The sequence below is a fragment of the Roseateles sp. GW835-FHT13E02 genome (genome assembly GCF_058794035.1).
This window is the reverse complement of record NZ_JBXAGJ010000003.1, coordinates 175,539-193,199: the sequence shown is the minus strand read 5'-3', so window position 1 is coordinate 193,199 and position 17,661 is coordinate 175,539. Positions and strand designations below refer to the sequence as shown.

Sequence of the window (17,661 nt, the reverse complement as noted above, 5' to 3'; positions counted from 1 at the left end):
GCGCCAGGAACGAATCACGGAAGGACCGATGGCATGAACGAGTGAAGACAAGGGACACAAAAGCAAGAAGTGGATGAGTCAGTGTTGGAGCAGTTGGCCGACCCTTGACGTGATGGAACCGAGACAAACGATCTTTCGCACAAACGCATGGAGACAACAAGCATGAGCCCCGCTGAACCCCGCGCACAACGCCTGATGAAACCCACCGCCCTGGCGGCCGCCGCCTTGGTGAGCCTGCTGAGCCTGCCGGCCCTGGCCCAGACCGCCGACGCCGGCAAGGACGACAAGAAGGACGCCAAAAAGGTCGAGAAAACCGAGCTGCCCCAGGTCACCGTGACCGCCACCCGCGTCAGCACCGACGCGCTCAAGACGCCCGTGTCGGTGACGGCCCTGCAGGCCGACGACCTGGTGCGCGAGAACGTCAAGGAACTGCTCAATCTGAGCGGCTACGTGCCCAATCTGCAGCTGGGCCTGTCCAGCGGCGACTCGGGCGTGCTGGCCTCCATCCGCGGCGTGACCTCGACCAACTTCACCGAGATCGGCGACCCGGCCGTGGGCATCCATATCGACGGCATCTATTCGCCGCGGCCCCAGGGCTCGCTGGCGCTGATGTTCGACCTGGACCAGGTTGAGGTGCTGCGCGGTGCCCAGGGCACGCTGTTCGGCCGCAACTCCACCGCCGGCGTGGTCAACATCATCCCGGCCAAGCCCGACTTCAAGAGCAACTACGGCTGGGCCTCGGTGCAGCTGGGCAACTACAACGCCAAGCAGCTGCGCGCCGTCCACAACCAGAGCTTCGGTGACAACTTCGCCCTGCGCGCCGCCTTCATGGTGGACAAGCGCAACAGCTACATCGACCAGGAGCAGGACCTGCGCGACCGCGGCGTCAAACTGCCCACACCCGATGGCAAGGGCAAGTTCACGCCCGATGGCAAGCCCGACACCGACCAGCGCCTGAACCGCAAGGTCGATGCGTCCGATGCCTACGGCAACTCCGACCAATGGGCCGCCCGCCTGACGGCGCGCTGGGCCATCAGCAAGGCGCTGGAATGGACCGGTGGCTTTGAGCATTACCAGAACAGCGGCGCCGGCGAAGTGGGCCTGAAGGATTGCGAAATGGCCGAAGGCACCAAATGGGCCTGCGGTCCCAAGGGCCAGTGGAGCGCCATCATCAATGTGCCCGGCAAGATCGACATGACCATCGACACCGTGCGCAGCAACCTGGTCTGGAAGCTCGATGAGCAGACGGAGCTGGGCTACAAGGTCGCCTACGCGGTGCAGAAGCGCGCCCAGCACCACGACGACGACGGTGGCCAAGCTTGGCTGGACAGCGAGGTCGACATCATGCAGCCCTGGGGCAACTGGGGCCGCCAGCACGCCATCGATCAGGCCAGCTACACCCTGGACTCCAACTACAAGTCCTGGGTTCATGAGTTCCAGCTCAAGCAGCAGACCAAGAACTGGCGTTATGTGGCCGGCGCCTTCTTCCTGAACGAGAAGAACGCGATCAACTTCGCCCAGGACAATCTGGTCGCCGCGCCCTATGCCATGCCGCAAGGCCAGTTCTATGCCCAGCCCGATCGCCAGATCGAATCCAAGGGTCTGTTCGCCCAGGGCGACCTGGCCCTGACAGACCGCCTGACGGCCACGGCCGGTGTGCGTTTCAGCCGCGACAAGCGCAGCGACAACGGCGGCATCTCCGCCGGCCTCTGGGATGCCAGCACGCCCTGGTACTACAACGGCAAGTACAAGCCCGGCTGCGAGCCCGGCCTGTGCACCCCGCACAACGGCACGGACCTGACCCTGGGCATGGGCCCCTTCGCCGGCCTGGGTGTCTACCCCGAGCCGGTCGTCAACAGCTACAGCAAGAGCTGGAAGAAGACCACCTACCGTTTCGGCATGCAGTACGACCTGAGCAAGACCGATATGGTCTTCGCCTCCATCGCCACCGGTTATCGCCCGGGCGGCTTTGGCGACAAGTTCGACACCTGCGGCGGCGGCGAATGCGTGGACGGCGGCAGCAAGAAATACAGCTTCCTGGACTACGGCCCCGAGACCACCAAGAACTTTGAGCTGGGCTACAAGGGCCGCCACTTCGCCAACAAGCTGGAGCTGAGCGCCACCTACTTCAACACCCAGTACAAGGGCATGCACGTGACTGGCTCCACCGCCGTGGGCCAGAAAAAGCTGACCCGCACCTGCGCGGATTGGGAACCGGCCTGCGATGTGGTGAACGCCTGGAAGACCGAGAACATCGGTGACGCCAAGATCCAGGGTCTGGAGCTGGAGTTCAAGCTGCTGCCCTGGACCGGTGGCAACTTCTCGGGCTACTTCGCCTGGCTGGACGCCAAGGTCAAGTCCTACCCGACCTATGACGACAGCTGGATGTGCGGATACCGCAAGGAGTTCGGCGCGCCCGAATGCGCGCCGGTCTACCTGGGCACCGACCCCAGCAAGCGCGGCCGCCGCATCCTGGACGTGACCGGCCACCAGCTGCCCTACGCGCCCAAGACCTCCTTCGCCCTGAACTACTCGCACGACATGCATGTGGGTGAGTACAGCATCACGCCGACCATCGGCATGCGTTACCAGAGCCGCATGTACTTCACCGTGCGCAATCTGGACAACGACAAGATCGGTGACTTCCAGAAGGCCTACACCAACTGGAATGCCTCGGTCCGCTTCGCGCCCACCAGCGACAAGTGGAATGTCGAGCTCTGGGGCACCAACCTGAGCAACAACATCGTCAAGAACTGGATGGGTCAGGGCATGGCGGGCGGCTACACCTTCAACAGCTACAACCCGCCGCGCATGTTCGGCGTGCGTGCGACCGTCAACTACTGATCGCTCGCAGGCCCCGGGGCGGCTTGAGGGCCGCTCCAGGGATGACCTGTCATGTCTGTGTGTCTCCTCCCTCCGGTCGCCTGCAGCCGGAGGCTTTGAGCGGGCGCTGCCGGGCTGGGAGGCCCCGGCAGCGCCCGCATTTTTCTGCCGGCGCTGCCACGGCCGCGGCTGAGCCCATGGGCAGGAGCGAGCGGCCCGCCCGCGGATTGATCGATACTGCGCGCGCCTGGATGACGGCATCCTGGATTGACCCCTGGCCCGCCAATCTCCCACCCCCGTGACCGATGACGCATGCACCCCTGCTTTCTTTCACGCCCGGCAGCGCCGGGCTTTGCTGCTGATGGCCGCCCTGTCCCCGTTGGCGGGGGCCGCTGCTCCGGTTGGCGCTGCGGCCCGCGCCGGCTTCAAGGTCTATGTCGGCGGCTATGCCCCGCACTGTGAAGGCCTCTACGGTTTCGTGGCCGACCCGGCCATGGGCCATCTGCGCCCAGCCGGCCTGACGCCCAATCCGCACAGCCCCAGCTGGCTGCAGGCCGACCCGAGGCGGCCCGGCCTGCTCTACACCGCCAACGAAGGCGGCGGCAGCATCCATGTCTACCGCCAGCAGGCCGATGGCACGCTGCAGCTGCTGCAAAGCCTGCCCAGCGGCGGCCAGGGCCCCGTGCACCTGAGCCTGCATCCGAGTGCCGCCTTTGCTTTCGTGCCGCATTACGGCAGTGCCGATCTGGCCGTGCTGCGCCGCGCCGCCGATGGCCGGCTCAGCGCTGTGGGCCTGCACCCCAGCTGCAATCGCAGCCAGGCTGAAGACTGCCGGCTCGGCCCCGACCGTGCCGCCAAAGCACCACCGGGCAGCTATGCCATCAGCGGCCACGAAGCGCCGCACATGCACATGGCCTTGAGCAGCCCCGATGGCCGCTGGGTGCTGGCCAGCGATCTGGGCCGCGACCGGCTGGCGGTGTGGCCTTTCAACATGGAAACCGGCGCCCTGGGCCCAAGGCAAGACCTGGCCCTGAGCCCCGGCGCCGGCCCGCGGCATTTCGTGTTCCACCCGCGCGATGCGGCTCAGCTCTATCTGCTCAACGAAGAAGCGTCCACCCTGGCCTGGCTGCAGCTGGAGCCGCAGAGCGGCCGCCTGAGCCAGCGCCTCGAGATCAGCGCCTTGCCCGAGGGCTTCGCCGGCAGCAACTTCGCCTCCGACCTGATCGCATCGGCCGATGGCCGTTTCCTCTACGCCCTGAACCGCCTGCACGACAGCATCGCCGTCTTCGCCCTGGCGGCCGATGGCACGCCGCGCCTGCTCACCCACGAGTGGACCCGCGGCTCCTACCCACGCAGCGCCCGTTTTTCGCCCTGCGGCCGCTGGTTCTACGTCTGCAACCAGCGCAGCGACCATGTGGCGGTGTTTGCCGTTGATGCCGCCACCGGCCTGCCCCGTTTTGCCGGCCAGTATGTGGCGGTGCCAAGCCCGGCCTGCGCGGAGGTGATGGCGGCGGCTTGAGGATCGGACGGAGCCGAGCCGAGCCAAGCTGAGCCGCCGCGCGCTACGCCGGGGCGCATGCGGCGAGCCCTCTTGCCGGAACCGGGTGGCGTCGAATTCAGCGTTTAGAGTCCGCCGCATCGCCAGCTCGGCGCAAGCTGTCCGCGTGATCGGGCCTGCCTTCATGGACTCCAGATTCTTCGATCCACGCCGCCGCCATCTGATGCTGGCTGGCCTGTCGGCCCTGGGCAGCAGCGCCTGCGCCAGCCGCGATCTGCGCAGCTTCCGTGGCCGGGATCTTGACTCGCTGGCCGTCCAGCAAGGCATCTGCCTGGCTCACTTGGTCACCCTGAAGGGCGCTCAGCCGCAGGCGCCACGTCTGCTGAGCACCGGCTGTGGCGAGACCTCGCATGGGAGCGAATCGCGTGAGTCAGCGCCGCCGCCCTTGTTTCAAGCGGCCTCGCTGACCAAGCCGGCCGTGGCCTATCTGGCCCTGCAGCTGGTACGCGAGGGCCTGCTCGACCTGGACGCGCCGATATCGCGCCACCTTGCCCAGGGATATTTCCGCAAGCCGGCTGCCGCCGGTGCCGAAGCCGAACTCTCGGCCGCCACCTTGGCACGCATCCCCCTGCGGTGCCTGCTCAATCACAGCAGCGGCCTGCCCAACTGGGGCTCATCTTGGGGCGTGCTGCGCCAGGACTTCGAGGCCGGCCAGCGCTGGCAGTATTCGGGCGAAGGCTATGTGCTGCTGCAGGCCGTGCTCAGCGCCGCGACCGGGCAGGACTTCGAAGCCTTGATGCAGGCGCGCGTGTTCGAGCCGCTCGGTATGCGCGACTCACGCCTGCGCCTGAGCCCGGCCGATGGTGAGCTGCGAGCCCGTCTGGTGCCCGGCCATGCTTGGCTGGGCGGCCCGGTCGAGCCCATCGAGTTCAAACGCGCCAATGCCGCCGCTTCCTTGATCACCAGCGCCCCCGACTACGCCCGCCTGATGGCTGCCTGGCTGCGCGAGCCCGAGCTCCTGGCCTTGTTGCTCGACCGCCCGGTGCCCGTGTCGCCCGCCTTGCGCCTCAGCTGGGGTCTGGGCTGGGGCCTGGAGCAGACTGAAGCCGGGCCATGCTTTTGGCAATGGGGCAACAACCCCGGCTACCGCGCCTTCGCCATGGCCTCAGTGCGCAGCGGTGACGGCTTTGTGATGCTCAGCAACAGCGAGCGCGGCCTGGCCCTGGCGGCGGCGGTAGGAGGAGAGGTACTGCCGCAAGCCCGCGGGGTTTGGGGGTTCGAAAAGCTGGATTGAAAGAACCGGCGCACGGCGGTGCGCTTGGCGGCCGCAGGGCGCAAGTCCGCTTGAATCCAATGCTAGATTTCCAGGTGGCAAACTGCGCCCGCCGAGGGCGGCGTTCTCATGTCACCCGAGATCGGAGATGAAGATGACCCAAGCCCTGCTGGTATTTGTGCAGTTCGAAGTGAACGATTTCGCCCGCTACCGCGCCGACTACGCCTCCAAGATGGCCGCCCTTGCCGCGCAGTTTGGCGCTCAGTTCCTGGCGGCCACGCCGCAGGCCGAGGCGATCGAAGGGGCGCTGAGCGGCAACTTCACCGCCATCTTGCGCTTTCCGTCCCGTGAGGCGGCGCAGGCCATGTACGACTCTGAAGCCTATGCGCCGCTGAAGCGTTTGCGTCAAGAGGATCTGACAACGAAGGGCCAGGTGCTGTTCATTCCCGCTCTTGATGCGGGCTGAGTGCAGAGCTTCACGAGACGTTCAAGGACCGCGATGGCTCAAGTCCATTTGATTGAAGGCCCGGTCGGCGCGGGCAAGTCGACGTATGCGCGCGGCCTGGAGCTGCAAGGAAAGGGTGTGCACATCGCCTTGGACGCCTGGTTTGCCGCACTCTTCAGCCCGGACCGGCCGGCCGAGCACTGGATGCCCTGGTACCTCGAGCGCAAGGATCGGCTGCTGCGCCTGATCTGGGCCCATGCCGAGCGTTTGCTGGACTCAGGTCACGATATGATCCTCGAACTTGGCCTGATCCAGCGTGCGGCCCGCCTGCCTTTTTGCCAACAGGTCATCGCGGCCGGACATCCTTTGTGTATCCACGTGCTGGACGCGCCCACCGAGCTGCGCCGCGAGCGCGTGCAGCGTCGCAATGCCGAGCAGGGCCCGACCTTCTCCATGGTGGTCCCCGATGCCATCTTTGACATGGCCAGCCAGCTCTGGGAGCCACCAGAGGCGCAGGAATGTGAGGAATTCAGGGTGGAATGGGTCGAGCCGGGTGCTCAGGCCATGTGAAGCGGAAGCAGGGCAAATAATGCAGAGCAGGGCAGGGCCGAGCTGCCCCGCGCTCGCTGGCTCAACCCATGTTCATTCATTCATTCACTCATCCCTCGCATCCTTCTTTCCCTCCATCCATGCGCCTTCGCTGCAACCTGCCTCTGCTGTTGTGCTCACTCACGCTGCTGAGTCTCAATCCCTTGCTCGTGCAAGCCGCGGGCGGAGTTCCGCAAGCCAAGCCCGCGCACAAGCAGCCCCTACAGGCGAAGCCGGGTGCCCAGGCGGTCGTTTTGCCGGCGGCTGTGCTGGGGCGACCTTACGCACGGCAGCTGCCTGCCCGAGGTGGTGACGAAGCGCTGCGTTTTCTGCTCTTGAGTGGCGATCTGGAGGACGCGGGCCTGACACTCAGCCCCGGCGGCCTGCTCAGCGGCGTGCCCACGCGGGCCGGCACTTTGGGCTTCCGCGCGGCCGTGTTGTCCGATACGGAAGGGGGCCGGGCGGCGACGCAGCACTTCAGTCTGACGGTGATGGCTGCGCCGCAGCCGCGCCCCGCAATCCCGCCGGATCATTCGTCCCGACCGCGATCCAAGCGCACACCGAAGTGAATCGGCGCTGATTTGCCCCCGGGTGGAAGGGGCGGAAGGCTGGCTCCAGCAGCGAGCTAAAGCAGGCTCACCCCAGCCGCTCCCCACCCTCCGCCTCAAACACCAGGCAAGCCTCGGCCGGCAGGTAGACCTGCAGCCGGGTGCCGGGCCGTTCGGCCTGCCAGCCGGGGCAGCGCAGGCTGAGGCGCTGGGTGGGGCCGAGTTCGAGTTGCAGGATGCTGTCGGCGCCGGTGGGTTCGACCAGCAGCAGGGGGGCGGAGAGCACGAGGCCCTGGCCATCACTGACCTCGAGTTCAGGCGGCACCAGGCGCAGCTGTTCGGCGCGCCAGCCCAGCATCAGCTTGCGGCCGGCCAGCGGGCGAAGGCGTGAGGCGGGCCAGGCCGGGCCCGAGGGCGTCCAGCTGATGGGCAGGGCCGTGTCGCCCAGGTCCAGCTGCAAGCTGCCGTCGTGCATGGCGCGGGCGGGCAGCAGATTGATGGCCGGGGCGCCCAGAAAGCCGGCCACGAAGAGATTGGCCGGGCGCTGGTAGACCTCTTGCGGCGTGCCGACTTGCTGCAGGCGGCCATCCTTCAGCACGGCGATGCGCTGTCCCAGGGTCATGGCCTCGACCTGGTCGTGCGTGACGTAGACCGCGCTGGTGCCCAGGCGCTGATGCAGCAGCTTGATCTCGCTGCGCATCTCGGCGCGCAACTGGGCATCGAGATTGGACAGGGGCTCGTCAAACAGAAAGAGCTGGGGCTGGCGCGCCAGGGCCCGGCCCATGGCCACGCGCTGGCGCTGGCCGCCTGAGAGCTGGGCCGGGCGGCGCTGCAGCAGCGTCTGCAGCTGCAGCAGCTGAGCCACCTCGCGCACCCGGGCCTCGCGCCGCGCGCGCGGCCAGCCCTGCATCTCCAGCGGAAAGCCGATGTTCTGGGCCACGCTCATATTCGGGTAGAGCGCGTAGTTCTGGAACACCATGGCGATGTCGCGCGCCTGCGGCGCCAGGGTGTCGATGCGCCGGCCCTTGAGCCGGATCTCGCCGCTGTCGGCCTGCTGCAGGCCGGCGATCAGGCTCAGCAAGGTGGACTTGCCGCAGCCCGAGGGGCCCACCAGGATCAGCATCTCGCCCTCGAGGAGATCGAGGCTGATGTCGTGCAGAACGGCCTGGCTGCCGATGTGTTTTTGAATGTGGGAAAGGCTGAGGCCGCCGGTCATGGGAGAGCTTCCAGGGAATGAAACGAGGACATGGCCTAACCCTTCACCGCACCGGCCACCAGGCCGCGGGCGAAGTGCCGCCCGGCGATCAGGTAGACGGCCAGGGTGGGCAGGGCGGCCAGCAGGGCGGCCGCCATCTCCAGGTTGTAGGCGCGCACGCCACCTTCGCTGTGGGCGGCCAGCTGGGCCAGGGCGGCGGTGATGGGCCGGGCCTCGTCGGGCCCGAAGACCAGGCCGAACAGGTACTCGTTCCACAGCGTGGTGAACTGCAGAATGATCACCACCACAAAGATGGGCCGCGAGAGCGGCAGCACCAGGCGCGTGAACAAGGCCCAGAAGCCCGCGCCGTCCAGCCGCGCGGCCTGCAGCAGCTCGTCCGGGAAGCCCAGGAAATGGTTGCGGAAGAACAGGGCCAGGGGCAGGCTGTAGATCACATGGATGGCGATCAAGAGGCCCAGGCTCTTGCTCAGGCCCAGCTTGGCCATGCTGATGGCCAGGGGCAGCAGATAGACCTTGACCGGCAGGAAAAAGGCCACGATCAGCAGCAGCGACACCCACTGCTCGCCCCGGAAGCGGTATTTGCACAGCACAAAGCCGTTCAGCGCCGCCAGCAGGCTGGACAGCAGCACGGCCGGCACGGCCAGCATCAGGCTGCTGGCAAAGCTGCCGTGCAGCAAGGCCCAGGCCTCGCGCCAGGCCTGGCCGCTGAAGGCCTGGGGCCAGGCCATGAAGTGGCCCGCGCTCAGCTCGGCCCCGCTCTTGAAGCTGTTCATCAACATCAGCAGCAAAGGCCCGGCCATCAGCAAGGCGGCCGCCAGGGCCAGGGCATGCAGCAGCGCGCGCAGGGGCCAGGTTTTTCTCATGCGCCGGCCCTCCGCCGCGCCTCACCGCGCGAGCGCGCCATCGCGTAGGGCAGGGCCACGGCCAGCACCATCATCAGCATCACCATGCTGCTGGCCGCGCCCAGGCCCAGGCGGCTGCGCTCGAAAGCCATCTGGAACATGTAGAAGGCCGGCAGCTCGCTGCTCTGGCCCGGCCCGCCCTCGGTCAGCGCCACCACCAGATCAAAGGTCTTGATGGCTGCCGGCAGCAGGATCAGCAGGGCCGAGAATAGGCTGGGCCCCAGCTGCGGCAGCAGCACGCGGCGGTACAGGGTCCAGCCCGAGGCGCCGTCCAGGCGCGCGGCCTGCACCAGGCTCTCGTCGATGCCGCGCAGGCCGGCCAGGAAGAGGGCCATCACAAAACCGCTGATCTGCCAGACGGCGGCCACCACCAAGGCATAGACGGCCATGTCCTCATCAGCCAGCCAGTCCCAGCGGAAGCTCGTCCAGCCCAGCGTGCGCAGGCCCTCGGCCAGGCCTTGATCGGGGTCCATCAGCCAGCGCCAGGCACTGCCGCAGACGATCATGGACAAGGCCATGGGGTGCAGATAGATCCAGCGCAGAACCCCCTCGGCGCGCAGCTTCTGGTCCAGCAGCACGGCCAGGCCCAGGCCGATCAGCAAGGGCAGGGCGACGAAGAGGCTGGCGAAGCGCAGCAGGTTCCACAGCGCGGCCAGCCAGCGGGGGTCTTCGAACAGGCGCTGGTATTGCAAGAGGCCGACGAACTCATGGCTGGGCAGCATGCCCGAGCGGGTCAGCGAGAGCCAGGCCGTCCAGCCGAGAAAGCCGTAAAAGAACAGGGCTCCCAGCAGCAGGCCCGGTGTGATCAGCCAGAGGGCCGTGGCACGGTCGCTGAATCGCCATCGGGTGAGCAGCAAATGCATCGTCCGTTCTTCCAGGTTCAATCGCGCACCTTGGCCGCCTGCAGCAAGCGCTTCTGCGCCAGCTCGGGCGTCAGCCGCTCGCTGGCCCAGCAGGCGGCCACCACATCTCGCAGCGCGCCGTAGCCGGCCTCTGGCAGGCGGGCGCCCAGGGCCAGCACCAGTCGGCCGTTGGCCTCGGCCGCGCGGAAATCAGCATGGCTTTGCCGGGCGCAGGCGTTGAAGCCGGCCAGGCTGGCATCGCGCCGCACCGGGATGCCGCCCTTGATCCGCGCGTAACGCGCCGAATCCTCGGCCTGCATCAGAGTCGCGGCCAGGCGCTGTTGCAGCAGCGCGTGTTCGGGGCTCTGGGGTTTGAAGAACAGCAGCCGATCGAACTCGAAGTAATGCAGATCGGCATGTCCCGGTGCGGCGTGGCAGTCGTAGTCTTCGCCGGGCTGCCAGCCGGCTTTCTGAAACTCGCCATTGGCCCAGTCGCCGGTGAACTGCAGCGCGGCCCGGCCCTGCAGCAGCAGGCCGGTGGCGCCGGCCCAGTCGCGGCTGACCTGGGCGGCATCGGTGTAGCGCTTGATGCGTTTGAACTCGCGCAGCATGTCTAGCATGGCGGCGCTGCCCAGCAAGCTGGCGTCACCTTGCACCAGCGCCCGCTCGAAGAACGCTGGCCCGCCCCGGCCCAGCACCAGATTGACGAAGACGCTGAGCTTCTGGCCCACCGAGCTGCCGATGGCCAGGGGGATGACACCGGCCCGCTGCAAGGCCTCGGCCACCTGGAAGAACTCGTCCCAGCTGCGCGGCGCCGCCAGGCCCAGGCGCTGCAGCAGGCGGCGGTTGCTCCACATGCTGTTGAGCCGGTGCACATTGAGCGGCACGGCCACGGGCCGGCCCTGCCAGCGCAGCTCGCGGTCGATGGCGGCCGGCAGCAGGCGCGGCCAGTCGGCGCTGACCGGGCTCAGGTCGGCCAGGGGCACGGCCTCGCCCCAGAGCCGCACAGACTTGTCGATCTGCGCCAGCGCCGGCGGGTGGCCGGACAGAAAGCGGGTTTTGAGCACCGTGTTGGCATGGCCGGCGCCAGCCACCGGCGTGTCCTTCCAGGGCAGGCCGGCGGCCTGGGCGCTGCGGCGCAGCTCGGCCAGCATGGCGGCTTCGCTGCCCGAGGTCCACCAGTGCAGCAGCTCCAGGGCGGGCGGTCCTGCCTCGGCGCGGCTGCCCAGCGGCCAGGCCAGGGCGCCGGCCAGGCCGAGCAGATCGCGGCGTTGCAGGGACACGGTGCGGACGCTCACAGCGCATCCAGCCGCGCTTGCAAGGCCTGCACCAGGGCGGGCACCAGCTCATCCACCATCTGGGCCGCCGAGTGCAGCGTGGCCTGGGCCAGCGCGCGCTCCGCCGCCGGCAGCGCGCCCGGGGCCAGGTCTTGCCAGAGCCGCAGGCCCAGATCGAGCAGGGCCGCCAGCGTGGGCAACACGGGCAGCAGCGGGCGCAGCCGGGCATGGCGCTGCAGCAGGGCCTGCCACCCGGGCAGGGCCTCGCGGCAGCGCCGCAGCTGTGCGCGGGCCTCGGCGCGGCTGAGCTGGTTCAGGCGCAGGGCCCAGGCGCTCTCGGCCGGCAGGGCGTCGGCCAGGCGGGCCAGGGGCTCGTCCAGGTGGTAGCGGCCCTCACGCTTCTTGTCGTGGTGGCGGGCATAGCCGCCGGCCGGTTCCAGCAGGGCGGCCAGGCCGGCCAGGCTGAGCGCGTCGCCGGCATCGCCCTCGCAGAGCGCGGCCCAGGCGCGCTGCAGGCTGGCGCGTGCCTGCACACCGGCATGCTGCTCGGCCCAAGCCTGGGCGGCGCCGAGCCGGGTTGGCAAGGTGGATTCAAGCGCCGCCGCCTCGGGGGGCGGGTCGCTCCACAGCCGCTCGGCCACGGCCAGCAGGCGCGGCCAGAGCCGCAGGTCCAGCTGCGCGGGCGCCACCAGCTCGCTCCAGAGTGCGGCTTCGCCGCCGAGCAGGCGCGGGCGCGTGGCGCTGTGCGCGGCGGTGTGTGCAGTAGCTTCATCCATGCTCGGCTCAAGCGCCTGCAGGGTGCAGCGGTGGCGCAGATTGCCCAGGCGCAGCACGCCTTCGCCCGGGCCCTGGGCGCTCATCGTGCACCAGAGTTCCAGCTCGCCCAGATCGCAATCGCCACGCGCGCGCAGGCGCCAGGGCAGGTCGGCCGTGCCGGTGCCTTCGATGCTCAGGGTGTGCAGCGGCACTTCGTTGTGCAGGCTGCCCGGGCCCTGGGCTTGCAGCAGCAGCTGGGCGCGGCCGCGGGCATCGCAGCGCAGCTCGGCATGCAGGGCATGCAAGGTCAGCTGGGCCTGCAGCCGCCAGCGCGCCGCGCCCGGGGCCAGGGGGGGCGTGGTGGGGGCCGGCTGGCTCAGCGGCGTGCGCCAGTGGAAGGCGGCGCCGTGGAACTGGTCCAGGTAGAAACCGGCCGAGCGCAGCAGGGCCGGGGCCAGGGCCAGGTCTTGCTCAGGGGCATCGTCCGCCTGCAGCGCCGCCGCGCCGCGCCAGCATTGCAGCACCGCAGCCTCGGGCAGGCCCGGGCCGCGCAGCTCATCCCAGCCCACCAGGCGCTTGCCCCGCGCGGCCAGCAGCTCGGCCATGCGCCGCACATAGCCCGCCTGCGTCTCGGCCAGGGGCAGGCCCAGGCGGCGCCAGGGCTCGGGCGCCAGCTCGTCGCCGCCGATGTGCACAAAGGCATCGGGGAAGACCTCGGCCCATTCGTCCAGCAGGCTGGCGATGAAGTCGTAGAGCGCCGGCTGGCGCGGGTCCACCGCCGCGCCGAAGATGCCAAAGCCTCGCTGCGCCTGCTGGGGCGCCGGCGGGCACAGCAGATCCGGCCGCGCCAGGCCCAGGGCCCAGCAGTGGCCGGGCAGGTCCAGCTCGGGCACGACGCGGATGCCGCGCTCGGCCGCCTGGGCCACCAGGCTGCGGGCCTGCGCCAGGCTGTAGCTGAAGCCGGCGCTGGCGCGCGCCGCCAGCTCGGGGTGGCGCTCCGAGGCCAGGCGCCAGGCCTGGTCGTCACAGACATGCCAGTGCAACACATTGAGCCGGGCCGCGGCCATGCCGTCGAGCAAGCGCGTCAGGGTGTCAAAGGGCAAGGGGCGGCGCGCCACATCGACCAGCAGGCCGCGCCAGGGGTGGCGGGGCGCATCTTCGATGAGCAGGCCAGGCAGGGTCGCGCGGCCCGCCAGCAGGGCTCCATGCCGCAGCTGGCTGAGGGTGTGCAGGCCGTGCTGCGCGCCCCAGAGGCGGGGGGCGCTCAGGCGGATTTCGCCCTCGGCCGTGGCGATCTCCAGCCGGTAGGACTCGTCATCGCCCAGCTGCGGAATCGCAGGGCTTGTATCGCTGATCTCAAGGCGCAGCCAGACCTTGCCCTCCGCAGCTGCCGTCGTTTGCAGATCGGGAAGCAGGCGCCGTGCCAGTGCGCGCAGGGTTGGCGGCCCCTCTTCCGGCCAGCACCAGCCCGCCAGGGGCAACTCACCGGCCCGGCCCTGCAGCTGTGCGGGCCAGGGCATCAGGCTGTGGCCCCAGGCCTGCAGTGGGGTCAGTGGCTTGAGGCCCGCTGCGGCGGCGGCCTCGCCTTCATCCATGAACGCAATCGACATGCGTCCATCATGGCTGCGGCCATGTGCAGCCTGTCTCAAGCTTGTCTTCAGGTTGTCTCAAGATCGGGCGCTGTTCTGGGAGCTGTGCCGGAGGGGGGGCTTGTGCGGCCTGCGTTGAGCTCAGGCGCCTGCCCGTGTTTGCCCAGCTGGGCAGCGTTGAAGCGCTGAGTTAGGCTTCGAACCAGGGAAGGACCACAGTTCACCCGAAGGGAGCGCAGGCCATGTCCGGAGGCAATTGGAAAGAGATGTTCGAGGCGGCCGAGACCGGCGACCTGGCCTTGGTGGAGTACCACGTCCAGCGCGGTGTGGACATCAACTACGCCCATCCGGAGTTTCTCAGCACCCCCTTGGTGGCCGCCATTCTGGCCGGGCAGGAGGCGGTGGCGCTCTATCTCCTGCAGGCCGGCGCCAACCCCGACCTGCCCTCGGAGTTTGACCAGGCGACGCCTCTGATTGCTGCGCGCAAGGCAGGCCTGGCCGCCGTGGAGCAGGCCTTGCTGGCGCGTGGCGTGCCGCCGCTGCCGGCTGAGCCGGCGCCGCCACGGTCCTGGCTGGCGAGGCTGTGGCGTGCGTGATTGCAGTCAGCCCGGGGAAGCGACAGGCGCAGCATGAGCGAAGGCAAGAACACCCGCTATTACTTCATCAGCCACCCCAATGTGCAGATCAGCGCCGAGGTGCCGGTGCCGCAGTGGCCGCTGTCCGAGCTGGGCCGGCGGCGCATGCATGCGGCGCTGAAGCAGCAAGAGGCCTGGCTGGGGAACATCGGGGCGATCTTCTCCAGCGCCGAGCGCAAGGCCCTGGACAGTGCCGAGATCCTGGCCGGGCATCTGGGCCTGCCGGTGCAGGTGCTGGAGGCCCTGGGCGAGAACAACCGCTCCACCACCGGTTTCCTGCCGCCGGCGGAGTTTGAGCAGGTGGCCGATGAATTTTTCGCCCGGCCCGAGCAGTCGGTGCGCGGCTGGGAGACCGCAGCGGCAGCCCAGGCCCGCATCGTGTGCGCCGTGCAGCAAGTGGCCCGCAGCCACGCCAGCCAGGGCGGAGATGGCGATGAAGGGGGCGCCGTCGCCATCCTGTCGCACGGTGCCGTCGGCACCTTGCTCCACTGCCACCTGGCCGGCCTTCCCATCTCGCGCCGCTGGGACCAGCCGGCCAATGGCGGCGGCAATTTCTATGGCTTCGAGTTGAACCCGCCGCGTGTGCATGGGACTTGGCAGCCCATCGATGCGGCGCTTTGAGCATGCAGCTGCTTGCCCCTTGCCAGCTTGCTGCAGATGGATAGGAGTCGGATACATGGGTGCCAAAACCTGGATGTTGGTTTACGCGGATGCAGGGCAGGCGCGCGCCCAATTGGCGGCGCGGCCGGCCCTGGACCGTGCCGAGAGTGCCCGTGTGGCCGCGCAGCTGTTTGCGGCGGATGAGTTGCAGCCCTTGGCCGATGGCAACCTGGGCTGGACGGCGCCGCCCGATGAGGAGCTGCTGGTGGGCTGCTTTTCGGGCGGCTTGACCGTGCTGGCGGCCAAGGAGTTTGCGCTCGATCGGCCTTCAACGCTGGAGGCGCGCTTTCTGGCCCACGCGCAGGGGCGCGATGTGTTCTTGCACGCCATGCACAGCGCCGCCGATTGGCTGGCTCTGGCGCATTGGCGCGAGGGGCGTCTGCTGCGAGCCCTCAGCGTGGCGCCCGACGACGGGCTGATCGAGGATCAGGGCACGCGTTGGGCCTTTGAGCTGCCGTTCTGGGACGGCGCCCACCCGGCCGATGACCCGGACGAGCTGGCCGCGGGCGAGGCGCCCTATCCGCTGCCCTTCCATCCGCTGGAGCTGGGTGATGCGGCCCTGCGCGAGCTTTTTGGCTACCACCTGGAGGGTCTGGTGGATGCTCGCCTGCTGGAGCCTGAATCTCTGCCCCTGCTGCGCTTCAAGCGCAAGGCCCGGCGCAAACCGTCCTGGTTCAGCCGGTTCTGGTGATCGCCGCCACGGGCCGGTAGGCCACCGCGTCGATCTCCACTTTCGCATCGATCATCAGCCGCGCCTCGGTGGTGGAGCGGGCCGGTTTGCCGCGCGGAAAATAGCTCAGGTAAACGCGGTTGAAGGCGCCGAAATCGCGCGCGTCCTGCAGCCAGACCGTCGTCTTGCAGACATCGTCCAGGGTGCAGCCGGCCAGGGCCAGGGCGGCTTGCAGATGGGCCATGACCTGGCGGGTCTGCGCCTCGATGCCGCCGGCCACCACCTCGCCATGCACATCGGTGGGCACCTGGCCCGAGACGTAGACGAAATCGCCGGCGCGCACGGCGGGCGAAAGCGGGCGGGGCTGCTGATCACTGGCCGTGGGCGGTACGCCCAGGTATTCAAGGTGGCTGATCGGTTCTTCGGTGGGTAGGTGGCTGCTGTTCATGGCGCCGCAGTCTAGGTCGCTCCGTCGCCCTTGGCCGGCCGGAACGAGGGCGATCTGCGGCTTCTTAAGCTGACCTTGAGATGGCCGGGCCACTGCCGGCTGCTGTGCAGCGATGATGATGGTGCATGGACACGAAGACCGCTCCCACCCCTCCCGTTTCACCTCACCACCCCGAGCGCAGCCACGAGCTGCTCGGCCCCTGGCTCAAGGGCTTTCCGCCCCTGCAGGCGCCGCTGCCGCTGAGCGCGCTGGCCGCCCAGGGCTGGCAGGCGCTGGGGCCCGAGATGCCCATGCCTTTGGCCCTGCTGCGGCGCGAGGCCCTGGCCCACAACATCGCCTGGATGCAGCGCTTCGCCAGCCAGCGCGGCCTGAGCCTGGCGCCGCATGGCAAGACCACCATGAGCCCGCAGCTCTTCCGCCGCCAGCTCGATGCCGGCGCCTGGGGTCTGAGTTTTGCCAATGTGCAGCAGCTGCGCATCGGCGTGCAGGCCGGTGGTGTGCGCCGCGCCTTGATCGCCAATCAGCTGCTCGGCGAGGCCGAGCTGGGCCTGCTGGCCGAGCTGCTGCGCCAGACCCCGGGCCTGCGCGTGGCCAGCTTTGTGGATTCGCCCGCCCAGTGCCAGCTCTTGCAGGCCTGGCAGGCGGGCCAGGGGCCCGGTGCGCCGGCGCTGGAGCTGCTCCTGGAGCTGGGCTCCGAGGGCGGCCGCTGCGGCGTGCGGGATGCGGAGTCGGCCCTGGCCCTGGCTCGCCAGGTGCGCGCGGCACCGGGCCTGCGCCTGGTTGGGTTGGCGTTCTACGAAGGCCTGGGTGCACGCGGCGAGGACGAGGCTGATCGTGCCTGGATGGCCGGCTGGACGCAGCGCGCCCATGCCTTGCTGGCCGCCTGCGAGGCCGAGGATTTGTTCGAGCTGGCCGAGGGCCAGGAACTCTTGATCTCGGCCGGTGGCTCGGCTCTCTTTGATCTGGTCTGCGGCGCGCTGCGCCCGCAAAGCCGCCATCGCTGGCGCGGCCTGCTGCGCTCGGGCTGCTACATCACCCACGACCATGGTTTGTACAAGCGCCTGGTCGATGTGGCCGCGCCGCGCATCGCCGCCGAGGGTTTGGCGGAAGCCGGCGAGCCCGGCCTGCAAGGTGCGCTGGAGGTCTGGTGCCAGGTCTTGTCCTGCCCCGAGCCGGGTCTGGCCCTGCTGGGCGCGGGCCGGCGCGATCTCTCGCACGACCAGGGCATGCCCACGCCCATGGCCTGGGCGCCGCTGGGCCAGCTGCAGCCCTGCCTGGCCCCGGCCGGCTGGCGCATCGAGGCCATGAATGACCAGCACGCTTACCTGCGCTGGGATTCGCAGGACCCGGCTGTTGCAACGCCCGCCGTGGGCGACCGCATCGGCCTGGGCATCTCCCACCCCTGCACCACCTTCGACAAATGGACCTGGCTGCCCATCGTCGAGGGCGAGGACTACCGCATCGTCGATGCGGTGCTGACGCATTTCTGAG

16 protein-coding genes are annotated in these 17,661 nt (G+C 68.9%); 10 read left to right on the top strand and 6 right to left on the bottom strand.

Annotated elements, in window-relative coordinates; genetic code table 11:
• Window positions 1-162 precede the first annotated feature (162 nt).
• The 6 genes from AC1Q6P_RS04230 to AC1Q6P_RS04205 all read left to right on the top strand — a co-directional run bounded on the left by AC1Q6P_RS04230 (window position 163) and on the right by AC1Q6P_RS04205 (window position 7,196).
• Window positions 163-2,844 carry a TonB-dependent receptor gene (locus AC1Q6P_RS04230; protein WP_165794641.1) on the top strand — a complete coding sequence of 894 codons (2,682 nt, stop codon included), beginning with the start codon at window positions 163-165 and terminating at the stop codon, window positions 2,842-2,844.
• Between the two features lie 277 nt (window positions 2,845-3,121).
• Window positions 3,122-4,342, top strand: a complete 1,221-nt coding sequence (locus tag AC1Q6P_RS04225) for a lactonase family protein (protein WP_492703060.1) — start codon at window positions 3,122-3,124, stop codon at window positions 4,340-4,342.
• A 163-nt stretch (window positions 4,343-4,505) separates the two neighbouring features.
• Window positions 4,506-5,615, top strand: a complete 1,110-nt coding sequence (locus tag AC1Q6P_RS04220; RefSeq protein ID WP_492663373.1) for a serine hydrolase domain-containing protein — start codon at window positions 4,506-4,508, stop codon at window positions 5,613-5,615.
• 127 nt (window positions 5,616-5,742) lie between these two features.
• Complete coding sequence (locus AC1Q6P_RS04215; protein ID WP_492663372.1) at window positions 5,743-6,060, top strand: DUF1330 domain-containing protein; 318 nt, start codon at window positions 5,743-5,745, stop codon at window positions 6,058-6,060.
• Window positions 6,061-6,093: 33 nt separating this feature from the next.
• Window positions 6,094-6,609, top strand: coding sequence for a P-loop nucleotide/nucleoside kinase family protein (locus tag AC1Q6P_RS04210; protein ID WP_492663371.1), 516 nt, complete (start codon window positions 6,094-6,096; stop codon window positions 6,607-6,609).
• A 119-nt stretch (window positions 6,610-6,728) separates the two neighbouring features.
• Complete coding sequence (locus AC1Q6P_RS04205; RefSeq protein ID WP_492663370.1) at window positions 6,729-7,196, top strand: hypothetical protein; 468 nt, start codon at window positions 6,729-6,731, stop codon at window positions 7,194-7,196.
• 67 nt (window positions 7,197-7,263) lie between these two features.
• Here AC1Q6P_RS04205 and AC1Q6P_RS04200 read toward each other — a convergent pair whose 3' ends face one another.
• Genes AC1Q6P_RS04200 through AC1Q6P_RS04180 form a run of 5 tightly spaced genes read right to left on the bottom strand, consistent with a single transcriptional unit; the run spans window position 7,264 to window position 13,778 of the window.
• The gene (locus AC1Q6P_RS04200; RefSeq protein ID WP_492663369.1) at window positions 7,264-8,391 is read right to left on the bottom strand and encodes an ABC transporter ATP-binding protein; all 1,128 of its coding nucleotides are present in this window, start codon (window positions 8,389-8,391) and stop codon (window positions 7,264-7,266) included.
• Window positions 8,392-8,426: 35 nt separating this feature from the next.
• A complete protein-coding gene (locus AC1Q6P_RS04195) occupies window positions 8,427-9,254 on the bottom strand; it encodes a carbohydrate ABC transporter permease (protein WP_171826491.1) in 828 nt (275 codons plus the stop codon).
• Window positions 9,251-10,156, bottom strand: coding sequence for a carbohydrate ABC transporter permease (locus AC1Q6P_RS04190; protein WP_492663368.1), 906 nt, complete (start codon window positions 10,154-10,156; stop codon window positions 9,251-9,253). Before AC1Q6P_RS04190 ends, AC1Q6P_RS04195 begins: the two co-directional genes overlap by 4 nt.
• A 17-nt stretch (window positions 10,157-10,173) precedes the next feature.
• Complete coding sequence (locus tag AC1Q6P_RS04185; RefSeq protein WP_492663367.1) at window positions 10,174-11,433, bottom strand: ABC transporter substrate-binding protein; 1,260 nt, start codon at window positions 11,431-11,433, stop codon at window positions 10,174-10,176.
• On the bottom strand, window positions 11,430-13,778 hold the full coding sequence (locus AC1Q6P_RS04180) for a family 20 glycosylhydrolase (protein ID WP_492663366.1): 2,349 nt from the start codon (window positions 13,776-13,778) through the stop codon (window positions 11,430-11,432). Before AC1Q6P_RS04180 ends, AC1Q6P_RS04185 begins: the two co-directional genes overlap by 4 nt.
• 221 nt (window positions 13,779-13,999) lie before the next feature.
• Between AC1Q6P_RS04180 and AC1Q6P_RS04175 the strand changes: the two genes are divergently transcribed.
• From AC1Q6P_RS04175 to AC1Q6P_RS04165, 3 genes are read left to right on the top strand one after another with little or no spacing between them, the layout of a single operon-like run.
• Window positions 14,000-14,353: an ankyrin repeat domain-containing protein gene (locus AC1Q6P_RS04175; RefSeq protein WP_492663365.1), complete on the top strand. Its 354-nt coding sequence runs from the start codon at window positions 14,000-14,002 to the stop codon at window positions 14,351-14,353.
• A gap of 33 nt (window positions 14,354-14,386) precedes the next feature.
• Entirely contained in the window at window positions 14,387-15,013 is a 627-nt protein-coding gene (locus tag AC1Q6P_RS04170; protein WP_492663364.1) for a histidine phosphatase family protein, read from the top strand.
• Window positions 15,014-15,068: 55 nt separating this feature from the next.
• Complete coding sequence (locus AC1Q6P_RS04165) at window positions 15,069-15,743, top strand: DUF6928 family protein (RefSeq protein ID WP_492663363.1); 675 nt, start codon at window positions 15,069-15,071, stop codon at window positions 15,741-15,743.
• Here AC1Q6P_RS04165 and AC1Q6P_RS04160 read toward each other — a convergent pair.
• Complete coding sequence (locus tag AC1Q6P_RS04160) at window positions 15,727-16,170, bottom strand: RidA family protein (RefSeq protein WP_171826497.1); 444 nt, start codon at window positions 16,168-16,170, stop codon at window positions 15,727-15,729. The two genes, AC1Q6P_RS04165 and AC1Q6P_RS04160, sit on opposite strands and share 17 nt — an antisense overlap.
• Window positions 16,171-16,295: 125 nt before the next feature.
• Between AC1Q6P_RS04160 and AC1Q6P_RS04155 the strand changes: the two genes are divergently transcribed.
• A complete protein-coding gene (locus AC1Q6P_RS04155; protein ID WP_492663362.1) occupies window positions 16,296-17,660 on the top strand; it encodes an alanine racemase in 1,365 nt (454 codons plus the stop codon).
• Window position 17,661: the final 1 nt, after the last annotated feature.

Excerpts from the sequence above, each read along its gene's own strand:
- AC1Q6P_RS04180 (WP_492663366.1), bottom strand. The coding sequence starts at position 13,778 with ATGTCGATTGCGTTCATGGATGAAGGCGAGGCCGCCGCCGCAGCGGGC.
- AC1Q6P_RS04190 (WP_492663368.1), bottom strand. The coding sequence starts at position 10,156 with ATGCATTTGCTGCTCACCCGATGGCGATTCAGCGACCGTGCCACGGCC.
- AC1Q6P_RS04230 (WP_165794641.1), top strand. The coding sequence starts at position 163 with ATGAGCCCCGCTGAACCCCGCGCACAACGCCTGATGAAACCCACCGCC.
- AC1Q6P_RS04205 (WP_492663370.1), top strand. The coding sequence starts at position 6,729 with ATGCGCCTTCGCTGCAACCTGCCTCTGCTGTTGTGCTCACTCACGCTG.
- AC1Q6P_RS04170 (WP_492663364.1), top strand. The coding sequence starts at position 14,387 with ATGAGCGAAGGCAAGAACACCCGCTATTACTTCATCAGCCACCCCAAT.
- AC1Q6P_RS04160 (WP_171826497.1), bottom strand. The coding sequence starts at position 16,170 with ATGAACAGCAGCCACCTACCCACCGAAGAACCGATCAGCCACCTTGAA.
- AC1Q6P_RS04210 (WP_492663371.1), top strand. The coding sequence starts at position 6,094 with ATGGCTCAAGTCCATTTGATTGAAGGCCCGGTCGGCGCGGGCAAGTCG.
- AC1Q6P_RS04220 (WP_492663373.1), top strand. The coding sequence starts at position 4,506 with ATGGACTCCAGATTCTTCGATCCACGCCGCCGCCATCTGATGCTGGCT.
- AC1Q6P_RS04215 (WP_492663372.1), top strand. The coding sequence starts at position 5,743 with ATGAAGATGACCCAAGCCCTGCTGGTATTTGTGCAGTTCGAAGTGAAC.
- AC1Q6P_RS04155 (WP_492663362.1), top strand. The coding sequence starts at position 16,296 with ATGGACACGAAGACCGCTCCCACCCCTCCCGTTTCACCTCACCACCCC.
- AC1Q6P_RS04195 (WP_171826491.1), bottom strand. The coding sequence starts at position 9,254 with ATGAGAAAAACCTGGCCCCTGCGCGCGCTGCTGCATGCCCTGGCCCTG.
- AC1Q6P_RS04200 (WP_492663369.1), bottom strand. The coding sequence starts at position 8,391 with ATGACCGGCGGCCTCAGCCTTTCCCACATTCAAAAACACATCGGCAGC.
- AC1Q6P_RS04165 (WP_492663363.1), top strand. The coding sequence starts at position 15,069 with ATGGGTGCCAAAACCTGGATGTTGGTTTACGCGGATGCAGGGCAGGCG.
- AC1Q6P_RS04175 (WP_492663365.1), top strand. The coding sequence starts at position 14,000 with ATGTCCGGAGGCAATTGGAAAGAGATGTTCGAGGCGGCCGAGACCGGC.